This is a genomic window from Citrobacter sp. RHBSTW-00944, from assembly GCF_013615435.1.
Taxonomy (GTDB): Bacteria; Pseudomonadota; Gammaproteobacteria; order Enterobacterales; family Enterobacteriaceae; genus Citrobacter; species Citrobacter braakii.
Window position 1 is genome coordinate 2,618,490 of sequence record NZ_CP055418.1, and the last position, 22,496, is coordinate 2,640,985.

Sequence of the window (22,496 nt, forward strand, 5' to 3'; positions counted from 1 at the left end):
GGCTCCGCATTAACGTGGCTTATTTACTCATGGTGGAGATATTGAAGACCTGTTCCAGCATGGGGTTGAATACAAATCCTTTGACGTCTTTGTTCATCGCCAACTGATAGTTTTTCTGGAATAAATAGACGTAGGCGGCTTCATCAATCACGATAGTTTGCGCCTGCTGGTAGTCATTGGTTCTGGCAACCTGATCGGTCGTGGCCAGCGCGCTACGCAGCAGCTTATCGACCTCACCGTTTTCATAGAACGAACGGTTACCCGGCAAGCCTTTCTTATCTGACTCAAACCAGTAGTTCATAAACATGTACGGATCGGCGAAATCTGGGCTCCAGTTGCCAATGGCAATGTCGTAATCTCCTTTGCCCACGCGGTCACGCATGGTGGCGTTAGCCAGTTTTTCCAGCTTCACCTTAATGCCCAGTTTGCCAAGGCTTGCCTGGGTCGCGAGCGCGATAGGTTCCCAGTTAGGGTCATTATCCGAGTACAGGAAGCTCAGGCTGTCAGGTTTGGTGGCAACTTTCTCCCACGCCGCTTTCGCTTTGGCTTCATCGAAACTGTACTGCATGGCCTTGTCGTCAAAACCCCACATGCCTTCAGGGATCGGACCTCGCATTTGCTTACCGTTGCCGCTCAGGATCCCGTTTACCATGCCTTTATAATCGGTGGCCCACGAGATGGCGCGGCGTAAATCCACCTGATTGAGCGGCGCTTTACTGTTATTCAGATACAGATAGGTCACGCGCAACGAGGGATAATCCGCCACGTTAACTTTGCCTTCCTGTTTTAAGGCGGCAAGTTGGTCAACCGGAAGCGCATCGGCAATGTCGATATCACCCCGCGACAATTGCAGACGGCGAGAGGCGCTTTCACCGATGATTTTTACCGAAACCCGCTTAAACGCCGGTTTTGCACCGGCATAATATGGGTTAGGAACCAGCACCAACTGCTGTCCCTTTTGCCAGCTTTTGAGCATGAAGGGACCGGAGCCTGCCGTGTTCTGCGCCAGGAATCCGCGGGCATCGTCTGCGGCATGCTCTTTTAAGACGGCCGGGTTAATAATTGAGGCCCCGTCATTGGCCAGCGTATACAGGAACGGCGCAAATGGCTGGCTGAGGGTAAACTTCACCGTATTGTTATCGATAGCCTCAACCTTCAGATCTTTCGGGAACGCTTCTGCAGGCCCCTGGCCGATTTTGAGCAAGCGTTCAAAAGATTGCTTAACCGCATCAGCCGTCACCGGCGTTCCGTCGGTGAATTTGGCATCGTTTTTCAGGATAAACGTCCACTCTTTTTGGTCGTCAGAGGCCTTCCAGCCGCTGGCCAAATCGCCTTCAACTTCCGTGGAGCCTTTACCGCCATCCGTTTTGTACTGAACCAGCCGCTGATAAGAGGGATAGGTGACCGTCCAGTCGTTGTTATCGATGGTCACGGCGGGATCGAGCGTCTGCGGATCGGCAGCTTTGCCGATCACCAGCATATCTTTGGGAACGGCGGCCTGCGCAGCGGGCAGGGCAAACGCCAGCGCAACGGCTATCAGAGCGGGGCGAAAAAACGCGTTTAACGCAAGTGTAGTCTTCATAACCAGGCTCCAGAATTAAAGGGAATGTTGTGTTGTTATGGGTGTGACAGTGTAACAATCTATCTGATCGTCAAGCAGCGGATAGCGGGCGGCATCAGGTAATTCAAAATGCCACCACTCGCTGGTGATACCGACAAAACCGCCGCCGAACATAATGGCATTGAGCAGCAGGCGGTTGCGCTGCGCAGCCGGAGGAACAGAAGGGTGCCAGGCATGGGAACGGTCGTGCATCTCATCAAAGCCCGCGCCCATATCGAGAAGATTGCCACGATCGTCCATTAGCGTAACGTCAATGGCCGTCCCGCGGCTGTGATTAGATCCTATCGCAACATCGACAACATACTGAGGATCCGGACACGCATTCCACAACACAGCCTGCGCCTGCTGCGGGCGATACGCGTCGTATACCACAAGTTTCAGGCCCGCCAGTTGCGCAATACTGATGCTTTTCGCCAGCGCAGTGACCGCCTCGGTGTGCAACAGGCAACGAGCATCCCGGTAGATAGGGGCGCCGGTAATGTTGTCTGCCGTAGCGTATTTAAGATCGATATGCAGCGACGGGAATATCACCGACAGATCGACCAGTTCTGGGGTTTCTGACATAGCACGTTTCCTGTTTATTGTTCGAATTGACCAAATTGTTGTTGTAACTGGCGATTGGTTTGCAGGCGTTCTGCGAGGGATTCACCCAGTTGTGCCACCACCGCAGAGAGTAATAAGTTGAACAGACAGCTCACCGGAGCCAGTGAGTCCCAGAAATGTCCGGTGTCAGTTTTCACCTGAAGTAAGTCAATGGAATAGTCTCTGGCCCACGGGCACCACACATCGGTGATTAACGCCAGCGGAATGCAGCGTTCTGTGGCAACGCGGCAATATTGTCGCGAGATAGCGGAATAGGCACGCATATCGGTGATCACCACGTAAGGCTGGGTGAATCCTGAATTCAGCGACTCGACCCAACTGCCGGAAAGCCCTTCGGAGTAGCTGACTTTAGGCCGCAGGTATTCCAGGTGACTGAAAAAGGCGTTAGCGATCCCGCGGGTGGACTGGATCCCAAGGATATACACGGCTTCCGCATGCGCCAGCCGCTGCGCTATGCGTAAAAACGTTTCGCCTTGCGCGAGTTGATAGACATAGGTAATGGCGTCGATTTCCAGTAACAGCGACTGCTGCGCGCGATCTGGCAGGCTTTGTTGTTGGTGCCAGGAGTCCAGCCGCTCGTTCATCCCCCAGGGTTGATAGGCGACGACGGGTAGCTCCCGCAGGCTGGCTTTTGCATCTTCCAGATTGCGAAAACCCAGTTTACGCAGATAGCGTCCAACGGTAATGCCGCTGGTTCCGGTCGCTTTAGCAATACCATCCGCGGTTTCAAAAGGGATCTGCACAGCATGGGCTAACAGCCACCCGGCCACGCGCTTTTCGCTGGGCGTCAGTTGGCTAAAGGTCTGCTCTATACGGGTAAATAACTCCGGTTTCGCTGTCATTACCTTCTCGCTGTTAATTGTTTGTCAGAGTACGGTTCACTGTTAGCAAATTAACAATGCAGGACGCGTGCCATGTTAGTAACAGCGGCACGCCGACCATTTTTGTTAAAAATCAGCCCATATCCGTTAACTAATGATCAACATTTGTGCAGCGTAGTTCAGTTTTGGTGCAGCGACAGGGGAAGAGGGGTATGAATCTGCTGATTTCGTCGGAACGATCACATTGTGGTCACGTTTTACGCCCAGACATCAGAATCAGTAATGTGAAATATAAATTTCAGCCATATCAATGGTGGCAATCTTTATTCTTATGACGTTAGGGGTATTATTTTTTGCGAACTACATTAACGGTTTGAAGCGCAAGTGTAGATATTATTTATATTATAAATGGAGTACTACAATGAATAAATTCTCCCTTTCTACAGCAGGTATTCTGGTCGCAGCGCTGTTAACCAGTGTCAGCGTCAATGCAGCAACTGATAACGCTAAAATTGAAGTGACTCCAAAAGGCATGAATTGCCAGGAGTTTATTGATTTGAACCCGCAAACTATGGCCCCGGTGGCTTTCTGGGTGCTCAATGAAGACGAAGATTTCAAGGGTGGCGATTACGTAGACTATAACGAAACCGTGACGACTGCAGTTCCTCTGACTGTTGAACTTTGTAAAAAACATCCGCAGAGCGAATTAAGTAAAATAAAAGACGAAATCAAAAAAGAATTATCCAAATAAGATTAAGTCATTATTAAAACCCAGCCAAAGTGCTGGGTTTTGCTATTTGTGACAATGTCACCTATTTATTTTGTGATACTTAAGAAAACTTTATAAAGATATAAACGCCTGTGCCGATACTGGATAAAAGTTAGCCTTTTGCAGAAGGAGTTTGTATGGCCTGGTATCCTACTCGTATTTCAACGCGTTTAACCATCGGCGGCATTCTGCTGCTTGCAGTCACGACCCTTGTTATTGTGGTGATTATGCTCTGGCGTGGCCAACCGCGCGTCGTTGAAATCAACACCGCCCTGATCGAAGAAACAGGGCAAGGTTTAACCCGCCAGTTGAGTACCGTATTGTCCCGAATTGAAGGTGAGACCGTCAGCTTGTCACGACTGGCTGAGGTGCTGCCAAATGATGAATCTCTTTACCAAAGCGTCGTTCCGCATCTGATTGGTGAAGATAAAGATTCGATTATTACCGGCGGCGGCATCTGGCCAGAACCAGTACGCTTTCACCGCAGGTGTGGAGAAAAGAAGCTTTTTCTGGGCGCGTAATGCTGAAGGTAAACTGGTGTATTCCAACGACTATAACGTCGAAGGGTCAAGCGGATACCACAATGAAAACTGGTATCAGCATGCCAAAGGGCATTCACAAAACAGTTGCTTATGGTCTGATGTCTACCAGGACGCCAGTACAGGCGTCAACATGGTGACGTGCAGCGTACCTTATCAACTGGCGGGCAAGTTTGCCGGTGTCGCCACCACCGATATTCGCCTGGATAACGTCGCCACTTTCATGCAGCAACAGGGAAACAGCACCGGTGGTTACGCGTTTGTGGTGGACAAGCAGGGACAAATCCTCTATTTCCCGCAGGCCGATCTGGCGAAATATAAAACCATTAACGATCTGGCGCAAAGCGCGCAATGGCTTATCCCGGTGGAAAACGGTCTGAAATCTCTGCGCCCAGCGGACGGGGTGAAAACGATTACGCTTGCAAATGATAACGTCCTGAATTCGGCTTCACGGGTGATGCTGTTCCCGATGGCGGATACCGGTTGGGTTGTTGGTCTTGCGACGCCTGAATCGCGTATCGTCGGCCTTGCCAAAGTGATGATGCAGGACGTGCTGGAAGTGTTGATCCCGATCATGACCCTGTTGCTGGTGGGATCCTGGCTGGTGGTTCGCCGACTGATTTCGCGTCTTGATGATACCCGTCAGGCTCTCGATGACATTGCGCAGGGAGAAGGCGATCTTACCCGTCGCCTGGATGTCCGTGGCAAAGATGAGATTTCCGCTATCGCCGAAGCGTTTAACCTGTTCGTCGATAAAATCTCAGCCATTCTGATCACTGTCAGAAGCAGTAGCGTAGTGGTTGCGAATAACGCTGTCAGCCTGGCAGACAGTAATATGGAACTTTCATCTCGCGTTACGCAACAGGCCGCTGCGCTGGAAGAGAGTTCGGCGGCGATGGAACAGTTAAATGCGACCGTTCATCAAAATGCCAGTAATACACAACTGGCGGATGAACTCTCTGATAGCACCGCGCAAACGGCCAACCGCTGCGGCGATGTTATGCAGGGTGTTATCTCTACAATGGATAACGTCAGTGCCTCATCCGGCAGAATGGTGGAAATTGTCGCGGTTATCGACAGCATTGCGTTCCAGACCAATATTCTCGCCCTGAATGCCGCGGTTGAAGCAGCCAGAGCAGGTGATGCCGGGAGAGGGTTTGCCGTTGTGGCCTCCGAAGTGCGCACTCTGGCTCAGCGCAGTGCCACTGCCGCGCAGGAAATAAAAGCATTGATTGATGAATCCGTTTCTCATGTAGGTAGCGGAAGTCAGCAAATTCACAATGCGGGCGAACGTCTGGGAGAACTGGTCAGTAATGTACGTCAGGTACGTCAGTTGATGGGGGAAATACGAGTTGCGGGTGAAGAACAACGCAAGGGCGTTTCCGAAGTTACGCTGGCCGTTACCGAAATGGACAGCACCGTTCAGCAAAACGCCTCGTTAATAGATGATGCCGCCGCGCGAACGCAGGCGCTGAAAGAGGAGGCGGAACAGCTGGCGATGCTGGTCTCATCATTCAGATTGCCTGAGCCTTCAGTTGCCTGATGGATCGGTTAAGAGCGTCCGTATTACCGGACGCTCTTGCGTTATAAATCCAATACGGACGACCATTAACGCCCCCAACGACTGCGAATATAGGTCACAGCTTCCTGCGTTTGCGGCTGATTAAGGTAATCTTCGCGAAACAAAATTGTGCCGTTAATGTGCGGTTCAGACTCGTTCAGATCGAGCTGTTTTTTCAGCTCCGGCACGCCGCCTTTAACCGTCCAGTCAGGTTCTTTTCGCGACGGCTCACCGACTTTGTACAACGCCACGCCAATATACAGGCGGGTGTTGGTTGATTTGACGACATCTGCCCACCATTTCGCCAACACATCGTAACGCGCCGCGTCGCGGGCAAAAGGCCAGTACAGCTGCGGGGCGATGTAGTCCAGCAAGCCTTGTTGCACCCAGCGGCGGGTGTCCGCATACGATTCATCATAGGCTGCCGCGCCGCGCGTGTCGGAGCCCGCCGGATCGTGCGAACGGTTGCGCCACACGCCCGCAGGGCTGACGCCAAATTCAACTTCAGGTTTGAGTTTCTTGATGGTTCGTGAAACCTGAGCGATCAGGCGTTGCGTGTTATCGCGCCGCCAGTCAGCTTTGGAGACAAATCCCTGGCCGTATCTTCTGAAGGTCTGGCTGTCGTTGAGCGCAGAGCCGGGAGACTCGGTATAGAAGTAATCATCGAATTGCACGCCGTCAACCGGGTAATTCTCAACGACTTCAGCCACGATACTGGTTATCCAGTCACGCACTTCGGGAATACCGGGATCTAACACAAAACGCTCGGCCGAGGTACGGATCCAGTCCCGATGCAGGACAAAAACGCTGGAAGGCGTCTGTGACAGCGTGTTGTTTAATTCGGTAACCGTTGCCGGTTTAGTGTTCACGGACACGCGGTAGGGGTTAAACCAGGCATGGACTTTCATTCCGCGTTTATGCGCTTCATCGAGCATAAACCGTAACGGATCGTAACCCGGATCCTGACCAATCTTACCGGTCAGGGTATCTGACCACGGCAAGATTGTAGAATGCCACAGCGCAGTGGCATCGGGCTTCACCTGGAAAAAAACGGTGTTAATACCAAGACGTTTCAGGTTATCCAGCTTGTCCGTCAGCGCCTTTTGCTGCTGGCTGATACGAACGGCAGGCGAGCTGATGTTGACGGATGAAATCGGCGGCCAGTCAAGACGCGAAACCGTTGCCAGCCATATACCGCGTACCGGCTCCTTGCTCTGCTGTGGATTGCCCACCGGGGGCAGTGGGGTGATTTTTGAACCGGGCGGCTGTGAAGAACAACTGCCAAGTAGCAACATACTGCCTACGAGCAGCGCGAACCATTTCATGTTGGTTCGCGGCAGCCTGGCTCGGGAACGGGCGAGAATATTCTCCAGTTTTTTCTGATAATTTGCTGAAATAAAACCGGATGCTGACATCAGATTTTGCTCTTAATTCTTCTTGTTGCGGCTGTTAGCCCAGGGATCGAACGCCGGTTCGGTGGTGTTATTTGAGGCAAGGTCATGCAGTGAATCCAGGTACAGCGCTTCAACTTCTGCCCGCGCCCACGGCGTGCGGCGCAGAAACTTCAGACTGGATTTAACGCTCGGCTCATTTTTAAAGCAGTTGATATTAATGCGTTGCGCCAGCTCAGCCCAACCATAACGATCAACCAGTGCATTGACCTGCATTTCAAGCGTTACGCCATGTAAAGGGTCTTTAGAAATATGAGCATTCATATGAAGTCCAGTTCAGTGGTTCCAGATTTTGTCAGTAGTGCAACGGGAAGAAGGTTACAAGAAAGCGGGGCGACCAGCAATGGCATCTGTTCCTCAGGCTTTCATGATTAAGAAGTAAACATCAGCCAGACATTGCTGAAGAAAAGATGTGGATTAGATGCGTTCATTAATCTTAAGTGAGTATTTATACCTGGATTGTTACTTTAGCTTCTCTTTATTTATATATTATTGCTGTCGTTCAACTATTAAAATTAAAAAACGAAAGATCCAAAAAAAACCGAAAATAACATATCCATAATGTTAACTATTGATAAAATTAAAGTAACATTTAGTAAAACATGGATATTTTGTTTTTCATGGACGAGAGTTTACATATCATGATATAATATTGCGGAAAAATTTGCAGGTTATTAATCTGCGTGTAATGTAAATGAATTTCTGAGGAGACTATTCCAGTGGGACGTAAATGGGCAAATATTGTTGCTAAAAAAACTGCTAAAGACGGTGCAACGTCTAATATATATGCAAAATTCGGTGTAGAAATCTATGCTGCTGCCAAACAAGGTGAACCAGATCCAGAATCAAACTCTGCTTTAAAATTCGTTATTGAACGTGCGAAACAAGCACAGGTTCCTAAACACGTTATTGATAAAGCAATTGATAAAGCCAAAGGCGGCAGCGATGAAACGTTCGTGCAAGGGCGTTATGAAGGCTTTGGTCCAAGTGGTTCACTGATTATCGCTGAAACGTTGACGTCAAATGTTAACCGTACGATTGCTAATGTCCGCTCAATTTTCAATAAAAAAGGCGGGAATATCGGAGCGGCAGGTGCTGTCAGCTATATGTTTGACAATACCGGGGTGATTGTATTTGCAGGAACAGATCCTGACCATATTTTTGAAATTTTGCTTAATGCTGATGTAGATGTTCGCGATGTAACCGAAGAAGAGGGAAACATCGTTATTTATACTGAATCTACAGACCTTCATAAAGGAATTGCAGCCCTGAAAGCCGCAGGGATTACTGAATTCTCAACAACAGAATTAGAAATGATTGCTCAATCAGAAGTTGAACTTTCACCAGAAGATTTAGAAATCTTTGCAGGACTCGTAGATGCCCTTGAAGATGACGATGATGTTCAAAAAGTCTATCACAACGTTGCAAACCTCTAATTATAAATAAAGGAATCTGTTATTGCGGCAGATCTTTAACTTATAAAGTTGTTACAAAAATATCTAGCCCGATACATTGATTATAAAAAAAGAAAAAATTTACGGTAGAAAATCAAAGTGACTGTCTGCTTTTGCTCAAGGCAGACAGTCATGTCCAGCAGTTTTCAGTCAGGATTAGCAGGGGGAGCTTTTCCAGGAATGAAAAAAACCGCTTCCTGGCTTCCTGACTCGAAGGCGACAACAGCTCTGACCTTATCGTTTTTCATCACTGTGTACCAACCGGAACCGCCAAACTGAGAATGGCTAAAGAGGGATCTGCATTCGGGGTCATCTGACGAAAACTTGTTACCGTAGCAGATAAGGGAAGGGTAAGGATTTGATGGAACGGCGTCAGCTAAGGGGTATGAACTAAGCATCCATCAAATACCAAATTGCATTTAACATAATATACATTATGCGTACTAGTGTTGAGTAAGGTAGAATCTGATGCTTTATGGTAATCCTTGTGCTGCTCGATAATGATGGCCAAACCTCTTTTCAAATGCCGTTACCAGCGCTAACACTGAACATCAAAACTGATAACTGTAGTTCACGCTGGCAAACCACAGACATGCCAATCTGTCTTCCTGGCATATTTCTGCCCTTATCCTTCATTATCATATAATCTTCTAAATGAAATGGCTCACCGGCAAGGACTTATGCGGTCCTTTCTGCCTTTTTCTCTCATACTGGAGATTCATTCATGGCTGACTGGAACCCTTCGCTTTATCTGCAATATGAAACTGAACGTTCAAGACCCGCAGCGGAATTACTCAACAGAGTGGCGTTAGAGAGTGTTCGTTCAGTTGTTGATCTTGGCTGTGGTCCGGGAAACAGCACGGCATTACTGCTTCAGCGCTGGCCTTCGGCTGTAATAACCGGGGTTGATTCCTCACCCGCCATGCTGAATGAAGCGCGCAACGCATTACCGCAATGCCATTTTATTGAAGCGGATATCAGTCAGTTCCAGCCCGAGCATCCTGTGGATCTGCTTTACGCAAATGCGTCTTTACAATGGGTACCCGATCACTATGAACTATTGCCGAACCTGGTATCGCTGCTGGGTCGCAACGGCGTTCTGGCCGTGCAAATGCCGGATAACTGGCTGGAACCCACGCATGTTCTGATGCGCGAAGTGGCTTATGAACAGGGTTTCCCGGACCGGGGTCGTGCGCCACTTCCTGGCGTACATGCCTACTATGATATTTTGACCGAAACTGGCTGTGAGGTGGATATCTGGCGCACCACGTATTATCACATTATGGATTCTCATCAAGCAATTATCGACTGGGTAAGTTCTACAGGCCTGCGCCCCTGGTTGCAGGATTTGAGAGAAAGTGAGCAACGTCAGTATCTGGCGCGCTACCACGAACTACTTCAGGAGCAATATCCACTGCAGGAAAATGGCAAAATTTTACTGGCGTTTCCCCGATTGTTTATTGTTGCGCGCCGCAATAATTAAGCATTTATCATCAGATAGATCACAGGAATAGAGGATCGCCTATGAGCGCCCTCGCCTTTTTAACATAAGGATCTAGTGACAATGCGAGGCATCTGCTAGTGTCTTGCCACGTGTTTCCGATGGGAGTTGTTATGTCTAAAGTCTACATTGGTGGGTGTCTTTGTGGTTCGATCCGCTTCACGGCCAGCAGTCCTAATAATTCCCATACCTGCTCCTGCGATATATGCCGGAAACATACGGGCGCACCGACCGTCGTCTGGATTGAGTTTGATGCAGAAAATGTAGAATGGACGGGAAAAGCCGGCAAACCGACAACCTGGCGCTCATCAGAAACGAGTTGTCGAGCCTTTTGCCCTCAGTGCGGCAGTTCCGTGGGCGCTATTGATGACGCCCCGGTAATTGCACTTTTAGCCGGGGCTTTTGATGATCCTAACGATGAAGACCTGGCACCAGAGTTTCATTCGTTTTCCGATATGCAGCCAGCCTGGTGGCAAAACGAACGTAACTAAGTTAGTTGGTAATGCTTATCAGGCATGTGTTTTGCTGGCACATTTGTTTCATCGTTCATCTGCAGCAAATCGATTTCGATCGCATTGCAAATCGCATCCAGCGGCAGGTCATTGTTCTCTGTGCCAAACGGATCTTCAAGCTCTTCTGCCAGCGTGTCGAGCGAGATAAACGTATAGGAAATAAGCACCGAGATAAACGGTGTCATATAGTGCAGATCCACCACTAACGCGAATGGCAGCATGATACAAAACAGGTATACCGTGCGATGAAGGATCAACGTATAAGCAAACGGGACCGGCGTATTCGCAATCCGCTCACAACCAGCCAGTACCGCAGACATATCGTTTAACCTATTGTTTAAACTATGAAATAATATGTCTGACAGTTGACCATTACGCCTGCGCACGGCCAACCACTCGCCCATCAACAACAAAATGCGGTTTGCTGGAGATTGTGAGGCAAATACCGTCTGCAGATCTTTCTCGCTGAGGTACTTCGCCAACGGCTCTGCCTGTGGCTTTCGACGTAAAGTCATGCGTAAACAATGGGCAAACGCGATTTGCAGACGAACAAACTGCCCTAATTCGGCGTCGTCCGGTAAGGTGGTTTTTACCTCACGCAGTAGCGATCGGGAAGCAATCATCAACTGCCCCCACAGGTGTCGGGCCTCAACGTAACGTGAGTAACAGGCGTTATTGCGAAAACCTAAAAAGATTGCAATCGCCACGCCGAGAATGCTGAATGGCGCCAGGGTGAATTTGATTCCCAGCATCGTATACCACGGAAGCATGATAATAACGGCGATGGAGAGCAGGAAGTTCAGCAGCAGTCGTGAAAAGATTTTAGATAATACTGACCCATGCCAGACGAATATCAGGCGTAGCCAGTGTTGTTGGGGGCGAACGATCATGGTTTTCTTCGGGAAAATGTGAAATCCATCACATTAGACGCGATCATGATCAATGTTGCAAGTTAATCGCAACATTAACTAAACAACTGTTGCTCTGCCAGAACCACCGCGCACCGGAGTTACAGAACGGTGAAGTCATTAATAAATAATAGTATGTTGTAACTAAAGAATGTTCTATAAAAAACCCGGCCTGAGCCGGGTTGTCTTCTTAGCACAATGGCTTAACGGCTTCACGCATGCCTTTGGCCAGAATGGTATCCAGATCGGCTGAAACCTGCTCCACGAGTCCGGAAACCTGAGCCAGATCCTGTTCCCAGTGTTCTTTAACGCCCAGTACCGATTTGACTAACTCTTCGGTGCTTATCTGGCGGTCATGATGCTGGGACCACAGCTGTTGAAAACGTGCCATCCAGTGCGCATCATCCTGGACCGGATAAGCCTCACCGTTACGCTCTCCACGATAGAAAGCTATCAGCGCGGCAAGCGCAAACGTCAGGCGCGCCGGCAGTTTACCGCTGGCCTGTTGCCCTGCCAGCAGCTGCGGCAAAATACGGGTACGGAATTTAGTCATGCCGTTCAGGGCAATCGACAGCAACTGATGCTTGATGTACGGATTGCAGAATCGACCGGTCACCGCGCTGGCGAAAGACGCCAGCTCATCGCGGGGTAAATCCAGTACCGGAATGATCTCTTCATAAATCGCTTTTTCAACGAAGGCGCAAATCTCTGCGTCATTCATCGCCTCACCCACGGTGTCCAGCCCTGCCTGCCAGGCAACGGGAACCAGTGCGGTGTGTGCGCCGTTGAGAATCGCCACTTTCCGTTCTTTGTACGGTTTGATGTCATCAACAATCAGGACATTGAGCGGATACTTATCCAGACGCAGTTCTGCAGCTAATGACTTCGGTCCCTGAATAACGAACAGATAGAAGTGTTCTGCAGTGTCGAGGAAGGCATCGTGATAGCCCAACTCAGCTTCCAGTTTCTCCACTTCGTCACGCGGATAACCGGTAACAATGCGGTCCACCAGCGTGGAGCAAAATGCGTTGGCCTGATCCAGCCACTGAATAAATGCCTCCGGCAGCGCCCACTCCTGAGCGTAGCGCAGCACCAGTTCACGCAGCGCATCACCATTGTAATCAATCAGTTCGCAAGGAATGATAATCCAGCCTTTATCCGACGCGCCATTAAAATGGCTGAAGCGTTCGAACAACAGTCGGGTCAGTTTAGCCGGATAACTCACCGCCGGTGCATCCTCAAACTTATCGCCCGCGTGGTAGCTGATGCCCGCTTCAGTCGTGTTGGAGAACACAAAACGCATATCTGGATTATGCGCCAGCTTCAGGAACTCATCGTATTCGCTATAGACGCTGATTTCGCGGTTAACCGAACGGATCAAACGGGCATCGCTTACGGCCTCGCCCTTCTCATTCAAACCACGAATGATGGTGGTATAGAGACCATCCTGCGTACTCAGCGATGGCGGGAAGGTACTTTCGATGGGACGAACAATGACTACACCAGCGTTCAGATCGGTATGTTCGTTCAGCCAATCGACTTGCCAGTCAACAAAGGCGCGCAGGAAGTTTCCTTCACCAAACTGAATAATGCGTTCAGGATACTGAGCACCGGGGAAATCGCGACGATTTAGTGTTTGCACAATGGGTTCCCTTTTTAATTAGTCATACAACCTGATTGAATTGGTCCAATAGGTTAGCAAACTTTAATACATTGAAACCCTGTTTTGATCAATCCCCGGCGACAAATTAGAGAGTTTTGTAGAAAAGTGTGGTCCCGGTCAGCTTCCCGTCAGGCATTTTTGCATAGTCCGGTATCACCCCTACTTTTTGCCATCCACAATTGTGGTAGAACAACTCAGCGCTGCTGCCCGTCGCTGTATCAAGCACCAGCAGCGTTTTCCCTTGCTGACGCGCGCAGTTTTCGAGTTCGTTCATCAACGTCCGGGCAACACCACCGCGCCGTGCTGAGGGGTGAACCAGCAGCTTGGCGACATCAGCACGATGAGGTTGGTTTTCGGGTTGATCGATAATGAGCTGGACGGTACCGACAAGCACCCCCTGTGCGTTCTGCGTACCCAGAACAATCCTTTCTCCACGGTCAACGCTTTGCGCGACACTTATCCAGAAAGGCCGTGATTTATCACCACTAAAAGGGAGCATAAAGCTGACAGAGGCGCCATCATTGACGCATGTTTCAAGGATATCGCTGAACTCACCGATTCTCGACAGAATCTGGGCCGCGCTCAGCACAAAGCAGGGTTTACAGGAAGCCATTTTTTTCTCCTTAGAATGACCCCTTCATACTGCTTTTAACAATTACACAACACAAGGAGTCATATCATAGGATTATGTTATCTATGGCTTGTTCATCTGGATCACTAGCCAGTGATAGATAACCGTGACAACGTAACGCTGCTGTTCATCGTTTAACGCCACCCCCTGAGGGATATCATGCCATTTCGCCAGACATCCCCGACAACAGGTCGCCGTAGCATGTTGAGCGATAAATACCGGATGCCCGCGCATGGGTGTCTGCTTACCGTCATTGGCAGGAAACGCGGGCGCCAGCCGTTTGGCAATAAAATCCGTGGCGTGTTGTTCGATAACCGGCGCGCCTTTATCCAGACAATACTGCCTTTCTTTCTGACCAAGGCGAAACCGCGAGCGAAACGTTGATTTCGCCAGCCGGGCAAAAAGAGGATCGAGCGTGTTCATCAGTAAACCGAGCGCCCCAGTTGTTGCGTTAGTTGCTCCAGCACGGCGATACCCGCCAGCGAATTTCCCGCCGCATCCAGTTCCGGACTCCAGACGGCAATCGCCATCTCGTGAGGCACGATAGCCACGATACCGCCCCCCACACCAGATTTCGCCGGTAAGCCCACTCGCCAGGCAAATTCCCCTGCATTCTGATACATGCCACTGGTCGCCATCAGCGCGTTGATCTGCCGGGCTTGCATAGGCGTCACCACGGGCTCTGTAAGATGAAAAGCATGTCCCTGATTCGCCAGAAAGACGAACGTGCGGGCCAGCTCTACACAGCTCATTTTCAGTGCGCAGTAGTGAAAGTAATTTTGCAAAACGGTGGTCACGTCATGGTGAAAATTGCCAAAGGACTTCATTAGCCAGGCAATAGCCGCGTTACGCGCCGAGTGCTCAAACTCAGAACGCGCCACCGTCGCATCATAGGCGATATCCGAAACGCCGCTTAGCGCCCGTACCACTTCCAGCATCCGTTGACGCGGTGCGCTCAGACGTCCTTGCAGCATATCGCAAACCACCAGCGCCCCGGCGTTGATAAAGGGATTGCGTGGGATGCCTTGCTCCATTTCCAACTGCACCAGGGAATTAAAAGGATGCCCGGAAGGATCCTTGCCGACGCGTTGCCAGATCTCATCTTCCTGATAGTGACGCATCGCCACGACCAGACTGAGCACCTTTGAAATTGACTGAATAGAAAAGCGCTCTTGCGCATCCCCCGCCTGATAGTGCTGTCCATCGACGGTGCAAATAGCAATACCCAGTTTTGAACCGTCGACAGAAGCTAAGGCAGGAATGTAATCAGCGACTTTACCCTGACCAATCAGCGGACGAACCTGCTGCACAATGGTCTCTAAAATTGAATTGTCCATGGCCCTGGCCACAACATGCTCCTTGCTCGCAGGTATGAAAGGCCTGCGAGTATAACAGAGCTGAATACGCAGCGTCAGGCCGGAAGGCGGAATCTGGCCACGGTCTGCATGAGCGGGTGAGATTCATGCCGTAGACAGAAATATTGCAGAATTAAGGCCGGTGCCCCCGTCGGAGGCACCCACACCATCAGAGGCGGTTTTTCCAGACGGTCTGTACATTACAAAACTCATGCAGACCAAAGTGTGAAAGCTCGCGGCCAAAACCACTTTTCTTCACGCCGCCAAAAGCAACGCGGGCATCGCTGGCGCTGTAACCATTGATAAATACGCCCCCACACTCCAGGCGTGACGCCATCTTCTGCGCCAGAGCTTCATCCGCGGTGAACACCGTGGCTGATAAGCCGAAATCACTGTCATTAGCCAGCGCTAAAGCATGTTCCGCATTCTTTGCAACGGTAATCGCTGCAACCGGGCCAAACAGCTCCTGACGAAAAGCCGTCATCTCCGGGGTGACATCCCCCAGAACCGTCACGGCATAGTAATTGCCCTGACCCGCGATTTTTTCCCCGCCGAGAAGTAACCGCGCGCCTTCGGCAAGGGAGGCTTCGACCTGCTGATGCAGCTCATCGCGCAGATCAAATCTTGCCATCGGACCCAGATCGTTTTCTTCGTTCAGCGGGTCGCCCATTTTGAGCGCGCTCGCGGCCGCCACAAAACGAGCCGTAAATTCTGCCGCAATTCCTTCTTCGATAATAAAGCGCTTTGCTGCCGCACAAACCTGTCCGGTGTTCTGATAACGACCGGCGACCGCCGCCTTAACGGCCAGATCGAGGTCAGCATCATTAAGGACAATAAACGGATCGGAACCCCCCAGTTCAAGCACGCATTTTTTCAGCGCCGCCCCCGCCTGAGCACCAATCGCAGCACCAGCTCGAACGCTGCCCGTCACCGTTACCGCCGCGATACGCGGGTCATTGATCATCTGACTTACCCCGGCGTTATCGGCATTCACCCAACCATAAACACCCGCGGGAACGCCCGCATCAGCAAAAACCTGCGCGATAATCGCAGCACAGCCGGTTACGTTTGGCGCATGCTTTAACAGATAGCCATTTCCGGCCAGCAGAATTGGAATGGCGCCGCGAAGTACCTGCCAGAGCGGGAAGTTCCACGGCATGATCGCCAGAATAGTTCCAACGGGGCGATACTCAATCACCGCCTGGTTGTTCTCCACCAGCGTAGGTTCCGGGTTGAGCATCGCCGGTCCATGTTCGGCGTACCAGTCACACAATGCGGCTGATTTGGCAACTTCACCACGCGCCTGCTTGATGGGTTTCCCCATTTCACGTGAGATACACTGCGCCATCTCTTCGGCGCGATGACGCAGAGCCTGCCCGATATGACGCAGCGTTTGCGCACGCTGCTCAACGCCAGTGTGTTTCCATTCGCGGTAGCCATTCGCGGTAAGGCTCAGCGCATGTGCAATCTCCTCAGTACTGGCCCACGGCATTGCCGCCAACCTTTCACCGTTGGTAGGGTTAACGGAAATCGCATGTGTTGCTGCTGTGATAGTCATAAGTGCCTCTCTTTATCGCAGGGTATGGTCATATCATGCGCATATTTACTCTTTCTGAAAAATGAATAATATTAACCACACCATTCACGAAAAGAGAATATTATGGATCTGACGCAACTGGAAATGTTCAACGCCGTCGCGGAGACAGGCAGTATTACGCAGGCCGCCGCGAAGGTGCATCGCGTGCCATCCAATCTCACCACCCGTATTCGCCAGCTTGAAGCCGACCTTGGCGTCGATCTGTTTATTCGTGAAAATCAGCGTTTGCGGCTTTCCCCGTCCGGGCACAATTTTTTACGCTACAGCCAGCGGATCCTCGCCCTGGTTGACGAGGCGAGAATGGTCGTCGCCGGCGATGAACCGCAGGGGTTGTTCTCTCTTGGCTCGCTCGAGAGTACTGCCGCTGTGCGGATCCCTGCCACGCTGGCTGAATACAATCAGCGTTACCCCAAAATTCAGTTTGCGCTGGCGACAGGTCCTTCAGGCACGATGCTGGACGGCGTGCTCGACGGGACGCTGAACGCCGCCTTTGTCGACGGCCCAATTACTCATCCAGGTCTTGAAGGAATGCCGGTCTACCGTGAAGAGATGATGATAGTCACTCCGCACGGTCATCCCCCTATCCAGCGGGCCAGCGACGTTAACGGTTGCAGCATTTACGCCTTTCGCGCCAACTGTTCCTATCGTCGCCATTTTGAAAGCTGGTTTCATGCCGATCGCGCAATGCCTGGCACCATTCATGAAATGGAGTCGTATCACGGCATGCTGGCTTGCGTCATTGCCGGTGCGGGTATCGCGCTGATACCGCGTTCGATGCTGGAGAGCATGCCAGGACACCATCAGGTCCACGCCTGGCCGCTAAGCGAAAACTGGCGCTGGCTGAATACGTGGCTGGTCTGGCGCAGAGGGGCAATGACGAGGCAACTGGAAGCGTTTATTGAGGTATTGAACCCTCAGTTGTCGAAAAGCACGGAATAATTCGCGATTCTCAAACAACGCCATAAATAGTGTTCCGGGTGAATTCACACGCCCGGAATTTCATTAATAATGAAACAGTTAAAATTACGCGGAATGTTCGGCAGTCAATTTTGCCACCCAGTCAATGAAATGGGATCTGCATCACGAAATGATTGTATTTTAGCCAGCAAAAGTTTTAAGATCGTGGCCTTACCTTTTCGCAGCTAATCCACCTAATTGATATGACAACAGACACTGTTTCCCGCAAGGTCGCGTGGCTTCGGGTAGTTACGCTTGCCATTGCCGGTTTTATTTTCAATACCACTGAGTTTGTCCCTGTCGGTTTGTTATCCGACATCGCACAAAGTTTTAATATGCAGACCGCTCAGGTCGGGATCATGCTGACGATCTACGCCTGGGTTGTCGCCCTGATGTCGCTGCCTTTCATGCTGCTTACCAGCCAGGTAGAACGCCGCAAACTTCTGATCTGCCTGTTTGTCGTTTTTATCGCCAGCCACGTTCTCTCTTTCCTGGCATGGAATTTTACCGTGCTGGTGATCAGCCGTATTGGTATTGCTTTTGCCCACGCTATTTTCTGGTCGATCACCGCATCGCTGGCGATTCGCCTGGCTCCTGCCGGGAAACGCGCGCAGGCTCTCAGCCTGATTGCGACCGGCACCGCGCTGGCGATGGTGCTGGGCCTGCCTATCGGGCGCATCGTTGGTCAGTATTTTGGCTGGCGTACTACCTTCTTCGCCATCGGTATGGGGGCGTTAGTCACCCTACTTTGCTTGATTAAGCTCCTGCCAAAATTACCCAGTGAGCATTCCGGTTCATTAAAAAGCTTGCCGGTTTTATTCCGCCGTCCGGCATTGATGAGCCTGTATCTGCTGACGGTGATTGTGGTCACCGCGCATTACACGGCCTACAGCTATATCGAACCGTTTGTACAGACCGTCGCCGGACTGAGCGCAAACTTTGCCACCGTGCTGCTGCTGGTTCTGGGTGGCGCGGGGATTGTCGGTAGCGTCATTTTTGGCAAGCTGGGTAATCAACATGCTTCCGTATTGATTAGTAGCGCCATTGCCCTGCTGACGGTGTGCCTGGTGCTGTTACTGCCCGCAGCGGACAGCGAAATGCATCTGGCCGTCCTGAGTATATTCTGGGGCATCGCCATTATGTTGATAGGCCTGGGTATGCAGGTCAAAGTGCTGGCGCTGGCCCCGGATGCCACCGACGTCGCAATGGCCCTTTTCTCTGGTATCTTTAATATCGGGATAGGCGCTGGCGCGCTGGTGGGAAATCAGGTGAGTCTGCACTGGTCAATGTCTACGATTGGTTACGTAGGTGCAGTGCCTGCGGTTGTGGCGTTCATATGGTCGGTGATTATCTTCCGTAAATGGCCAGTATCACTGGAAGAGCAGCCTCAGCATTCATAAAAGCGTGCCCGGTAGACAATACCGGGCACGTTGTTTTAAGCGTAAGTTTTAATGATTTCCAGCACGCCGTTAATAATAAACTGCACGCCCATACATACCAGCAGGAAGCCCATCAGTCGGGAGATCGCCTCAATACCGCCTTTGCCGACCAGGCGCATGATCCCGCCAGAACTGCGTAAACAGCCCCACAGGATAACCCCGACCACCGCAAAAATAATCGGCGGTGCGACCATTATCACCCAGTCCGGAAACTCAGCCCCATGACGCACGGTGGACGCCGAGCTGATGATCATTGCAATCGTACCCGGACCCGCGGTGCTTGGCATGGCCAGCGGAACAAATGCAATATTGGCCGTCGGTTCATCTTCCAGTTCTTCTGATTTGCTTCTCGCTTCCGGAGAGTCATGTGCCTTCTGCTGTGGAAACAACATTCGAAAGCCGATAAACGCAACGATTAACCCACCCGCGATACGTAACCCGGGAATCGAAATCCCGAAGGTATTCATCACCAGTTGTCCGGCATAATATGCCACCATCATGATGGCAAACACGTAAACGGACGCCATGAGTGACTGACGGTTACGCTCTGCGCTGTTCATGTTGCCGGCAAGGCCGAGGAACAACGCCACGGTGGTTAACGGGTTTGCCAACGGTAACAGGACTACCAGCCCCAGTCCTATTGCTTTAAACAAGTCCATCATAATGTCATCTTTCCTGTGCGTTAATCGTCAACGGCAAGTATACGGTGAAATCCGGGAGATAAGCCATTTTCGCGGTGTAAGGATTCATTTTTCACCCGCACGTATAAACCATAATTTTCAAACCGTTAAAATTCCACTCGCCAGAAATTGAGTCTGATGATTTAGCAAAACGTGGCATTTGCTGACCCATTCATTTGACTTATATTTGCCTAAGCAATAATATCAGCCGTGACTAACTACTTGCCAGGGCAACCATTGTGAAAAGCACCAGTGATCTGTTTAACGAAATCATCCCACTGGGTCGTTTGATCTACATGGTTAATCAGAAAAAAGATCGTTTGCTAAACGACTATCTGTCACCGCTGGATATCACGGCATCACAGTTCAAGGTGCTCTGCTCCATCCGTTGCGCGGTGTGTATTACCCCTGTCGAATTGAAAAAAGTGCTGTCTGTCGATCTCGGCGCCCTGACGCGGATGCTGGACAGGCTGGCCTGTAAAGGCTGGATAGAAAGGCTTCCGAATCCACATGACAAGCGAGGCGTGCTGGTGAAACTCACCGAGCATGGCGCGGCAATTTGCGAGCAGTGTCATCAATTAGTAGGGCAAGACCTGCACCAGGAACTAACAAAAAACTTAACGGCGGATGAAGTGACCACGCTTGAGCATTTGCTTAAGAAAATCCTGCCGTAAACAGAAAGAGGTATGACGATGTCCAGACGCAATACTGACACAATCACTATTCATAGCATTTTGGACTGGATCGAAAATAACCTTGAATCGCCGCTCTCGCTGGAAAAGGTGTCAGAGCGTTCAGGTTACTCCAAATGGCACCTGCAACGGATGTTTAAAAAAGAAACCGGTCATTCACTGGGTCAATACATCCGTAGCCGTAAAATGACTGAAATAGCGCAAAAATTAAAAGAGAGTAACGAGCCGATCCTTTATCTGGCGGAGCGTTACGGTTTTGAGTCCCAGCAAACGCTGACCCGGACATTCAAAAACTATTTTGATGTTCCGCCGCATAAATACCGTATGACGAATATGCACGGCGAATCACGCTATTTGCTGCCACTCAATCAATGTAATTGCTAATCGCCAGTTAACGACGTAACCGAGGAAATCATGAAACTTCTGTCTTATGCGATGCTGGCCCTGCTGTATGTTGTTTCGGGCCAGAGCATGGCGGAACAGACCGCGCAGCCTGCCACACAAAACAGTCGTGATGCGATGATTATGCCGCCTGCGCACGATCGGTCCCCGTTCGATTTTAATCATATGGGTGCAGGCAGCGACAAATCCGACGAATTAGGTGTGCCTTATTACAATATGCGCAACCTGTAATTTTTTTGCCCCGTCACTGCGGGGCTTTTTTTACCCTCTCGCCTGCGCAGTCTTACGCAACCGAAAGCCAAACACATTGATGTACAATCCTGCCATGATCAGCAGCGCACCGAGCAGTTGTAATCCGGTAAGCGTTTCATCCAGCAGCACGGCTGCACTCGCCAGTCCAACAACCGGCACCAACAGCGACAACGGCGCGACACGCCAGGTTTCATAACGCCCGAGTAAAGATCCCCAGATGCCATAACCCACAATGGTCGCCACAAACGCCAGATAAACCAGTGACAGAATGGTGGTCATATCTATCGTCACCAGACTTTGGATAATTTGCGTTGGGCCATCGAGAAGTATTGAGGCGAGGAAGAATGGGACAACAGGAATCAACGCACTCCATACCACCAACGACATCACCGCCGGGCGTGACGTATGCTGCATGATTTTTTTATTAAAGATATTACCGCTGGCCCAGCTTAGCGCCGCCGCCAGCGTCAGCATAAAACCGAGCATGCCAACATGCTGTCCGTTCAGACTGGCCTCAATCAGCACCAGCACGCCAAATATGGCCAGCGCAATTCCTACCCGTTGTTTACCTTGCAGACGTTCACCAAAGGCGAATGCCCCCAGAATGATGGTGAAAAACGCCTGAGCCTGTAATACCAAAGAAGCTAACCCGGCAGGCATACCGAATTTGATGGCGCTAAAGAGAAACGCAAACTGCCCAAAACTGATGGTCAGCCCATAGCCGAGCAGCAGTGAAAGCGGAATTTTCGGCCGGGCAACGAAGAAAATCGCCGGAAATGCCACCAGTAAAAAACGCAACCCTGCCAGCATTAAGGGTGGCATATTGTGTAGACCCACTTTGATGACGACAAAGTTCAGCCCCCAAACCACAACGACCAGTAACGCTAATAACCCGTCTTTACGCGACATACCACCGCCCCTGCGAATATTAAATTTTTGTAAACAAATTAAAGTAACGGAAATCGTTGTGCCGTAACAGATCATTAATTCAGGTAGGCCACACAGGGCATTTTCGGACAACTTATTGAGTGTACATCACACTTTTAGCATGCTATTTGTTTCTGATATCTAAAAAAAACATAACAACA

General features: G+C 50.6%; 22 protein-coding genes and 1 pseudogene. 10 read left to right on the forward strand and 13 right to left on the reverse strand.

What is annotated here, in order from left to right; genetic code table 11:
• Nucleotides 1–19 precede the first annotated feature (19 nt).
• From HV334_RS12560 to HV334_RS12570, 3 genes are read right to left on the reverse strand one after another with little or no spacing between them, the layout of a single operon-like run.
• Entirely contained in the window at nt 20–1,582 is a 1,563-nt protein-coding gene (locus HV334_RS12560) for an ABC transporter substrate-binding protein (RefSeq protein WP_181220432.1), read from the reverse strand.
• A gap of 15 nt (nt 1,583–1,597) precedes the next feature.
• Entirely contained in the window at nt 1,598–2,185 is a 588-nt protein-coding gene (gene ddpX, locus HV334_RS12565; RefSeq protein WP_181220433.1) for a D-alanyl-D-alanine dipeptidase, read from the reverse strand.
• A 14-nt stretch (nt 2,186–2,199) separates the two neighbouring features.
• Nucleotides 2,200–3,066 carry a MurR/RpiR family transcriptional regulator gene (locus HV334_RS12570; protein WP_181220434.1) on the reverse strand — a complete coding sequence of 289 codons (867 nt, stop codon included), beginning with the start codon at nt 3,064–3,066 and terminating at the stop codon, nt 2,200–2,202.
• A gap of 400 nt (nt 3,067–3,466) precedes the next feature.
• On the opposite strand from HV334_RS12570, the gene hdeB reads away from it, so the two are divergent.
• Both hdeB and HV334_RS12580 read left to right on the forward strand, forming a co-directional pair.
• Entirely contained in the window at nt 3,467–3,796 is a 330-nt protein-coding gene (gene hdeB / locus HV334_RS12575; RefSeq protein WP_181220435.1) for an acid-activated periplasmic chaperone HdeB, read from the forward strand.
• Between the two features lie 155 nt (nt 3,797–3,951).
• A pseudogene (locus HV334_RS12580) lies at nt 3,952–5,896 on the forward strand (methyl-accepting chemotaxis protein).
• 65 nt (nt 5,897–5,961) lie between these two features.
• Here HV334_RS12580 and HV334_RS12585 read toward each other — a convergent pair.
• Nucleotides 5,962–7,329, reverse strand: coding sequence for a glycoside hydrolase family 10 protein (locus HV334_RS12585; RefSeq protein ID WP_181220436.1), 1,368 nt, complete (start codon nt 7,327–7,329; stop codon nt 5,962–5,964).
• Nucleotides 7,330–7,341: 12 nt separating this feature from the next.
• Nucleotides 7,342–7,629, reverse strand: a complete 288-nt coding sequence (locus HV334_RS12590; protein WP_016153085.1) for a VF530 family protein — start codon at nt 7,627–7,629, stop codon at nt 7,342–7,344.
• Between the two features lie 455 nt (nt 7,630–8,084).
• On the opposite strand from HV334_RS12590, the gene HV334_RS12595 reads away from it, so the two are divergent.
• From HV334_RS12595 to HV334_RS12605, 3 genes are all read left to right on the forward strand, one after another.
• The gene (locus tag HV334_RS12595) at nt 8,085–8,801 is read left to right on the forward strand and encodes a YebC/PmpR family DNA-binding transcriptional regulator (RefSeq protein WP_016153084.1); all 717 of its coding nucleotides are present in this window, start codon (nt 8,085–8,087) and stop codon (nt 8,799–8,801) included.
• A gap of 742 nt (nt 8,802–9,543) precedes the next feature.
• Nucleotides 9,544–10,302, forward strand: a complete 759-nt coding sequence (tam, locus tag HV334_RS12600; RefSeq protein ID WP_181220437.1) for a trans-aconitate 2-methyltransferase — start codon at nt 9,544–9,546, stop codon at nt 10,300–10,302.
• A 131-nt stretch (nt 10,303–10,433) separates the two neighbouring features.
• Complete coding sequence (locus HV334_RS12605; RefSeq protein WP_016153082.1) at nt 10,434–10,811, forward strand: GFA family protein; 378 nt, start codon at nt 10,434–10,436, stop codon at nt 10,809–10,811.
• Here HV334_RS12605 and HV334_RS12610 read toward each other — a convergent pair.
• From HV334_RS12610 to sad, 6 genes are all read right to left on the reverse strand, one after another.
• Nucleotides 10,808–11,722: a bestrophin family protein gene (locus HV334_RS12610; protein WP_016153081.1), complete on the reverse strand. Its 915-nt coding sequence runs from the start codon at nt 11,720–11,722 to the stop codon at nt 10,808–10,810. The genes HV334_RS12605 and HV334_RS12610 overlap by 4 nt on opposite strands.
• 208 nt (nt 11,723–11,930) lie before the next feature.
• Nucleotides 11,931–13,382, reverse strand: coding sequence for a tagaturonate reductase (locus HV334_RS12615; protein ID WP_181220438.1), 1,452 nt, complete (start codon nt 13,380–13,382; stop codon nt 11,931–11,933).
• A gap of 106 nt (nt 13,383–13,488) precedes the next feature.
• Complete coding sequence (locus tag HV334_RS12620; RefSeq protein WP_153690369.1) at nt 13,489–14,016, reverse strand: GNAT family N-acetyltransferase; 528 nt, start codon at nt 14,014–14,016, stop codon at nt 13,489–13,491.
• A gap of 81 nt (nt 14,017–14,097) precedes the next feature.
• Nucleotides 14,098–14,457 carry a DUF4186 domain-containing protein gene (locus HV334_RS12625; RefSeq protein ID WP_016153078.1) on the reverse strand — a complete coding sequence of 120 codons (360 nt, stop codon included), beginning with the start codon at nt 14,455–14,457 and terminating at the stop codon, nt 14,098–14,100.
• Nucleotides 14,457–15,383, reverse strand: coding sequence for a glutaminase B (gene glsB / locus HV334_RS12630; protein ID WP_181220439.1), 927 nt, complete (start codon nt 15,381–15,383; stop codon nt 14,457–14,459). The genes HV334_RS12625 and glsB overlap by 1 nt, the downstream gene beginning before the upstream one ends.
• Before the next feature lie 175 nt (nt 15,384–15,558).
• On the reverse strand, nt 15,559–16,947 hold the full coding sequence (gene sad, locus HV334_RS12635) for a succinate-semialdehyde dehydrogenase (protein ID WP_181220440.1): 1,389 nt from the start codon (nt 16,945–16,947) through the stop codon (nt 15,559–15,561).
• A 102-nt stretch (nt 16,948–17,049) separates the two neighbouring features.
• Here sad and HV334_RS12640 point away from each other — a divergent pair, with 102 nt between their 5' ends.
• Nucleotides 17,050–17,925, forward strand: a complete 876-nt coding sequence (locus HV334_RS12640; protein WP_016153075.1) for a LysR family transcriptional regulator — start codon at nt 17,050–17,052, stop codon at nt 17,923–17,925.
• A 221-nt stretch (nt 17,926–18,146) separates the two neighbouring features.
• A complete protein-coding gene (locus HV334_RS12645) occupies nt 18,147–19,343 on the forward strand; it encodes a sugar transporter (RefSeq protein WP_019076778.1) in 1,197 nt (398 codons plus the stop codon).
• Nucleotides 19,344–19,378: 35 nt separating this feature from the next.
• Here HV334_RS12645 and HV334_RS12650 read toward each other — a convergent pair whose 3' ends face one another.
• Nucleotides 19,379–20,044, reverse strand: a complete 666-nt coding sequence (locus HV334_RS12650) for a MarC family NAAT transporter (protein WP_016153073.1) — start codon at nt 20,042–20,044, stop codon at nt 19,379–19,381.
• A 257-nt stretch (nt 20,045–20,301) separates the two neighbouring features.
• Between HV334_RS12650 and marR the strand changes: the two genes are divergently transcribed.
• Genes marR through marB form a run of 3 tightly spaced genes read left to right on the forward strand, consistent with a single transcriptional unit; the run spans nt 20,302 to nt 21,387 of the window.
• Complete coding sequence (gene marR / locus HV334_RS12655) at nt 20,302–20,736, forward strand: multiple antibiotic resistance transcriptional regulator MarR (protein WP_016156485.1); 435 nt, start codon at nt 20,302–20,304, stop codon at nt 20,734–20,736.
• Between the two features lie 18 nt (nt 20,737–20,754).
• Nucleotides 20,755–21,138 (forward strand): MDR efflux pump AcrAB transcriptional activator MarA, encoded by a 384-nt coding sequence (marA, locus tag HV334_RS12660; protein WP_003032424.1) that lies wholly within the window; start codon nt 20,755–20,757, stop codon nt 21,136–21,138.
• Nucleotides 21,139–21,168: 30 nt separating this feature from the next.
• Nucleotides 21,169–21,387, forward strand: a complete 219-nt coding sequence (gene marB, locus HV334_RS12665) for a multiple antibiotic resistance protein MarB (RefSeq protein WP_016153071.1) — start codon at nt 21,169–21,171, stop codon at nt 21,385–21,387.
• A gap of 30 nt (nt 21,388–21,417) precedes the next feature.
• Here marB and eamA read toward each other — a convergent pair whose 3' ends face one another.
• A complete protein-coding gene (gene eamA, locus HV334_RS12670) occupies nt 21,418–22,317 on the reverse strand; it encodes an O-acetylserine/cysteine exporter (protein WP_019076776.1) in 900 nt (299 codons plus the stop codon).
• Nucleotides 22,318–22,496 lie beyond the last annotated feature (179 nt).

Bases quoted from the DNA above. Each gene is read 5' to 3' on its own strand.
- HV334_RS12560 (WP_181220432.1), bottom strand. From the start codon at position 1,582: ATGAAGACTACACTTGCGTTAAACGCGTTTTTTCGCCCCGCTCTGATA.
- ddpX (WP_181220433.1), bottom strand. From the start codon at position 2,185: ATGTCAGAAACCCCAGAACTGGTCGATCTGTCGGTGATATTCCCGTCG.
- HV334_RS12570 (WP_181220434.1), bottom strand. From the start codon at position 3,066: ATGACAGCGAAACCGGAGTTATTTACCCGTATAGAGCAGACCTTTAGC.
- hdeB (WP_181220435.1), top strand. From the start codon at position 3,467: ATGAATAAATTCTCCCTTTCTACAGCAGGTATTCTGGTCGCAGCGCTG.
- HV334_RS12585 (WP_181220436.1), bottom strand. From the start codon at position 7,329: ATGTCAGCATCCGGTTTTATTTCAGCAAATTATCAGAAAAAACTGGAG.
- HV334_RS12590 (WP_016153085.1), bottom strand. From the start codon at position 7,629: ATGAATGCTCATATTTCTAAAGACCCTTTACATGGCGTAACGCTTGAA.
- tam (WP_181220437.1), top strand. From the start codon at position 9,544: ATGGCTGACTGGAACCCTTCGCTTTATCTGCAATATGAAACTGAACGT.
- HV334_RS12605 (WP_016153082.1), top strand. From the start codon at position 10,434: ATGTCTAAAGTCTACATTGGTGGGTGTCTTTGTGGTTCGATCCGCTTC.
- HV334_RS12610 (WP_016153081.1), bottom strand. From the start codon at position 11,722: ATGATCGTTCGCCCCCAACAACACTGGCTACGCCTGATATTCGTCTGG.
- HV334_RS12620 (WP_153690369.1), bottom strand. From the start codon at position 14,016: ATGGCTTCCTGTAAACCCTGCTTTGTGCTGAGCGCGGCCCAGATTCTG.
- HV334_RS12625 (WP_016153078.1), bottom strand. From the start codon at position 14,457: ATGAACACGCTCGATCCTCTTTTTGCCCGGCTGGCGAAATCAACGTTT.
- sad (WP_181220440.1), bottom strand. From the start codon at position 16,947: ATGACTATCACAGCAGCAACACATGCGATTTCCGTTAACCCTACCAAC.
- HV334_RS12640 (WP_016153075.1), top strand. From the start codon at position 17,050: ATGGATCTGACGCAACTGGAAATGTTCAACGCCGTCGCGGAGACAGGC.
- HV334_RS12645 (WP_019076778.1), top strand. From the start codon at position 18,147: ATGACAACAGACACTGTTTCCCGCAAGGTCGCGTGGCTTCGGGTAGTT.
- HV334_RS12650 (WP_016153073.1), bottom strand. From the start codon at position 20,044: ATGATGGACTTGTTTAAAGCAATAGGACTGGGGCTGGTAGTCCTGTTA.
- marA (WP_003032424.1), top strand. From the start codon at position 20,755: ATGTCCAGACGCAATACTGACACAATCACTATTCATAGCATTTTGGAC.
- marB (WP_016153071.1), top strand. From the start codon at position 21,169: ATGAAACTTCTGTCTTATGCGATGCTGGCCCTGCTGTATGTTGTTTCG.
- eamA (WP_019076776.1), bottom strand. From the start codon at position 22,317: ATGTCGCGTAAAGACGGGTTATTAGCGTTACTGGTCGTTGTGGTTTGG.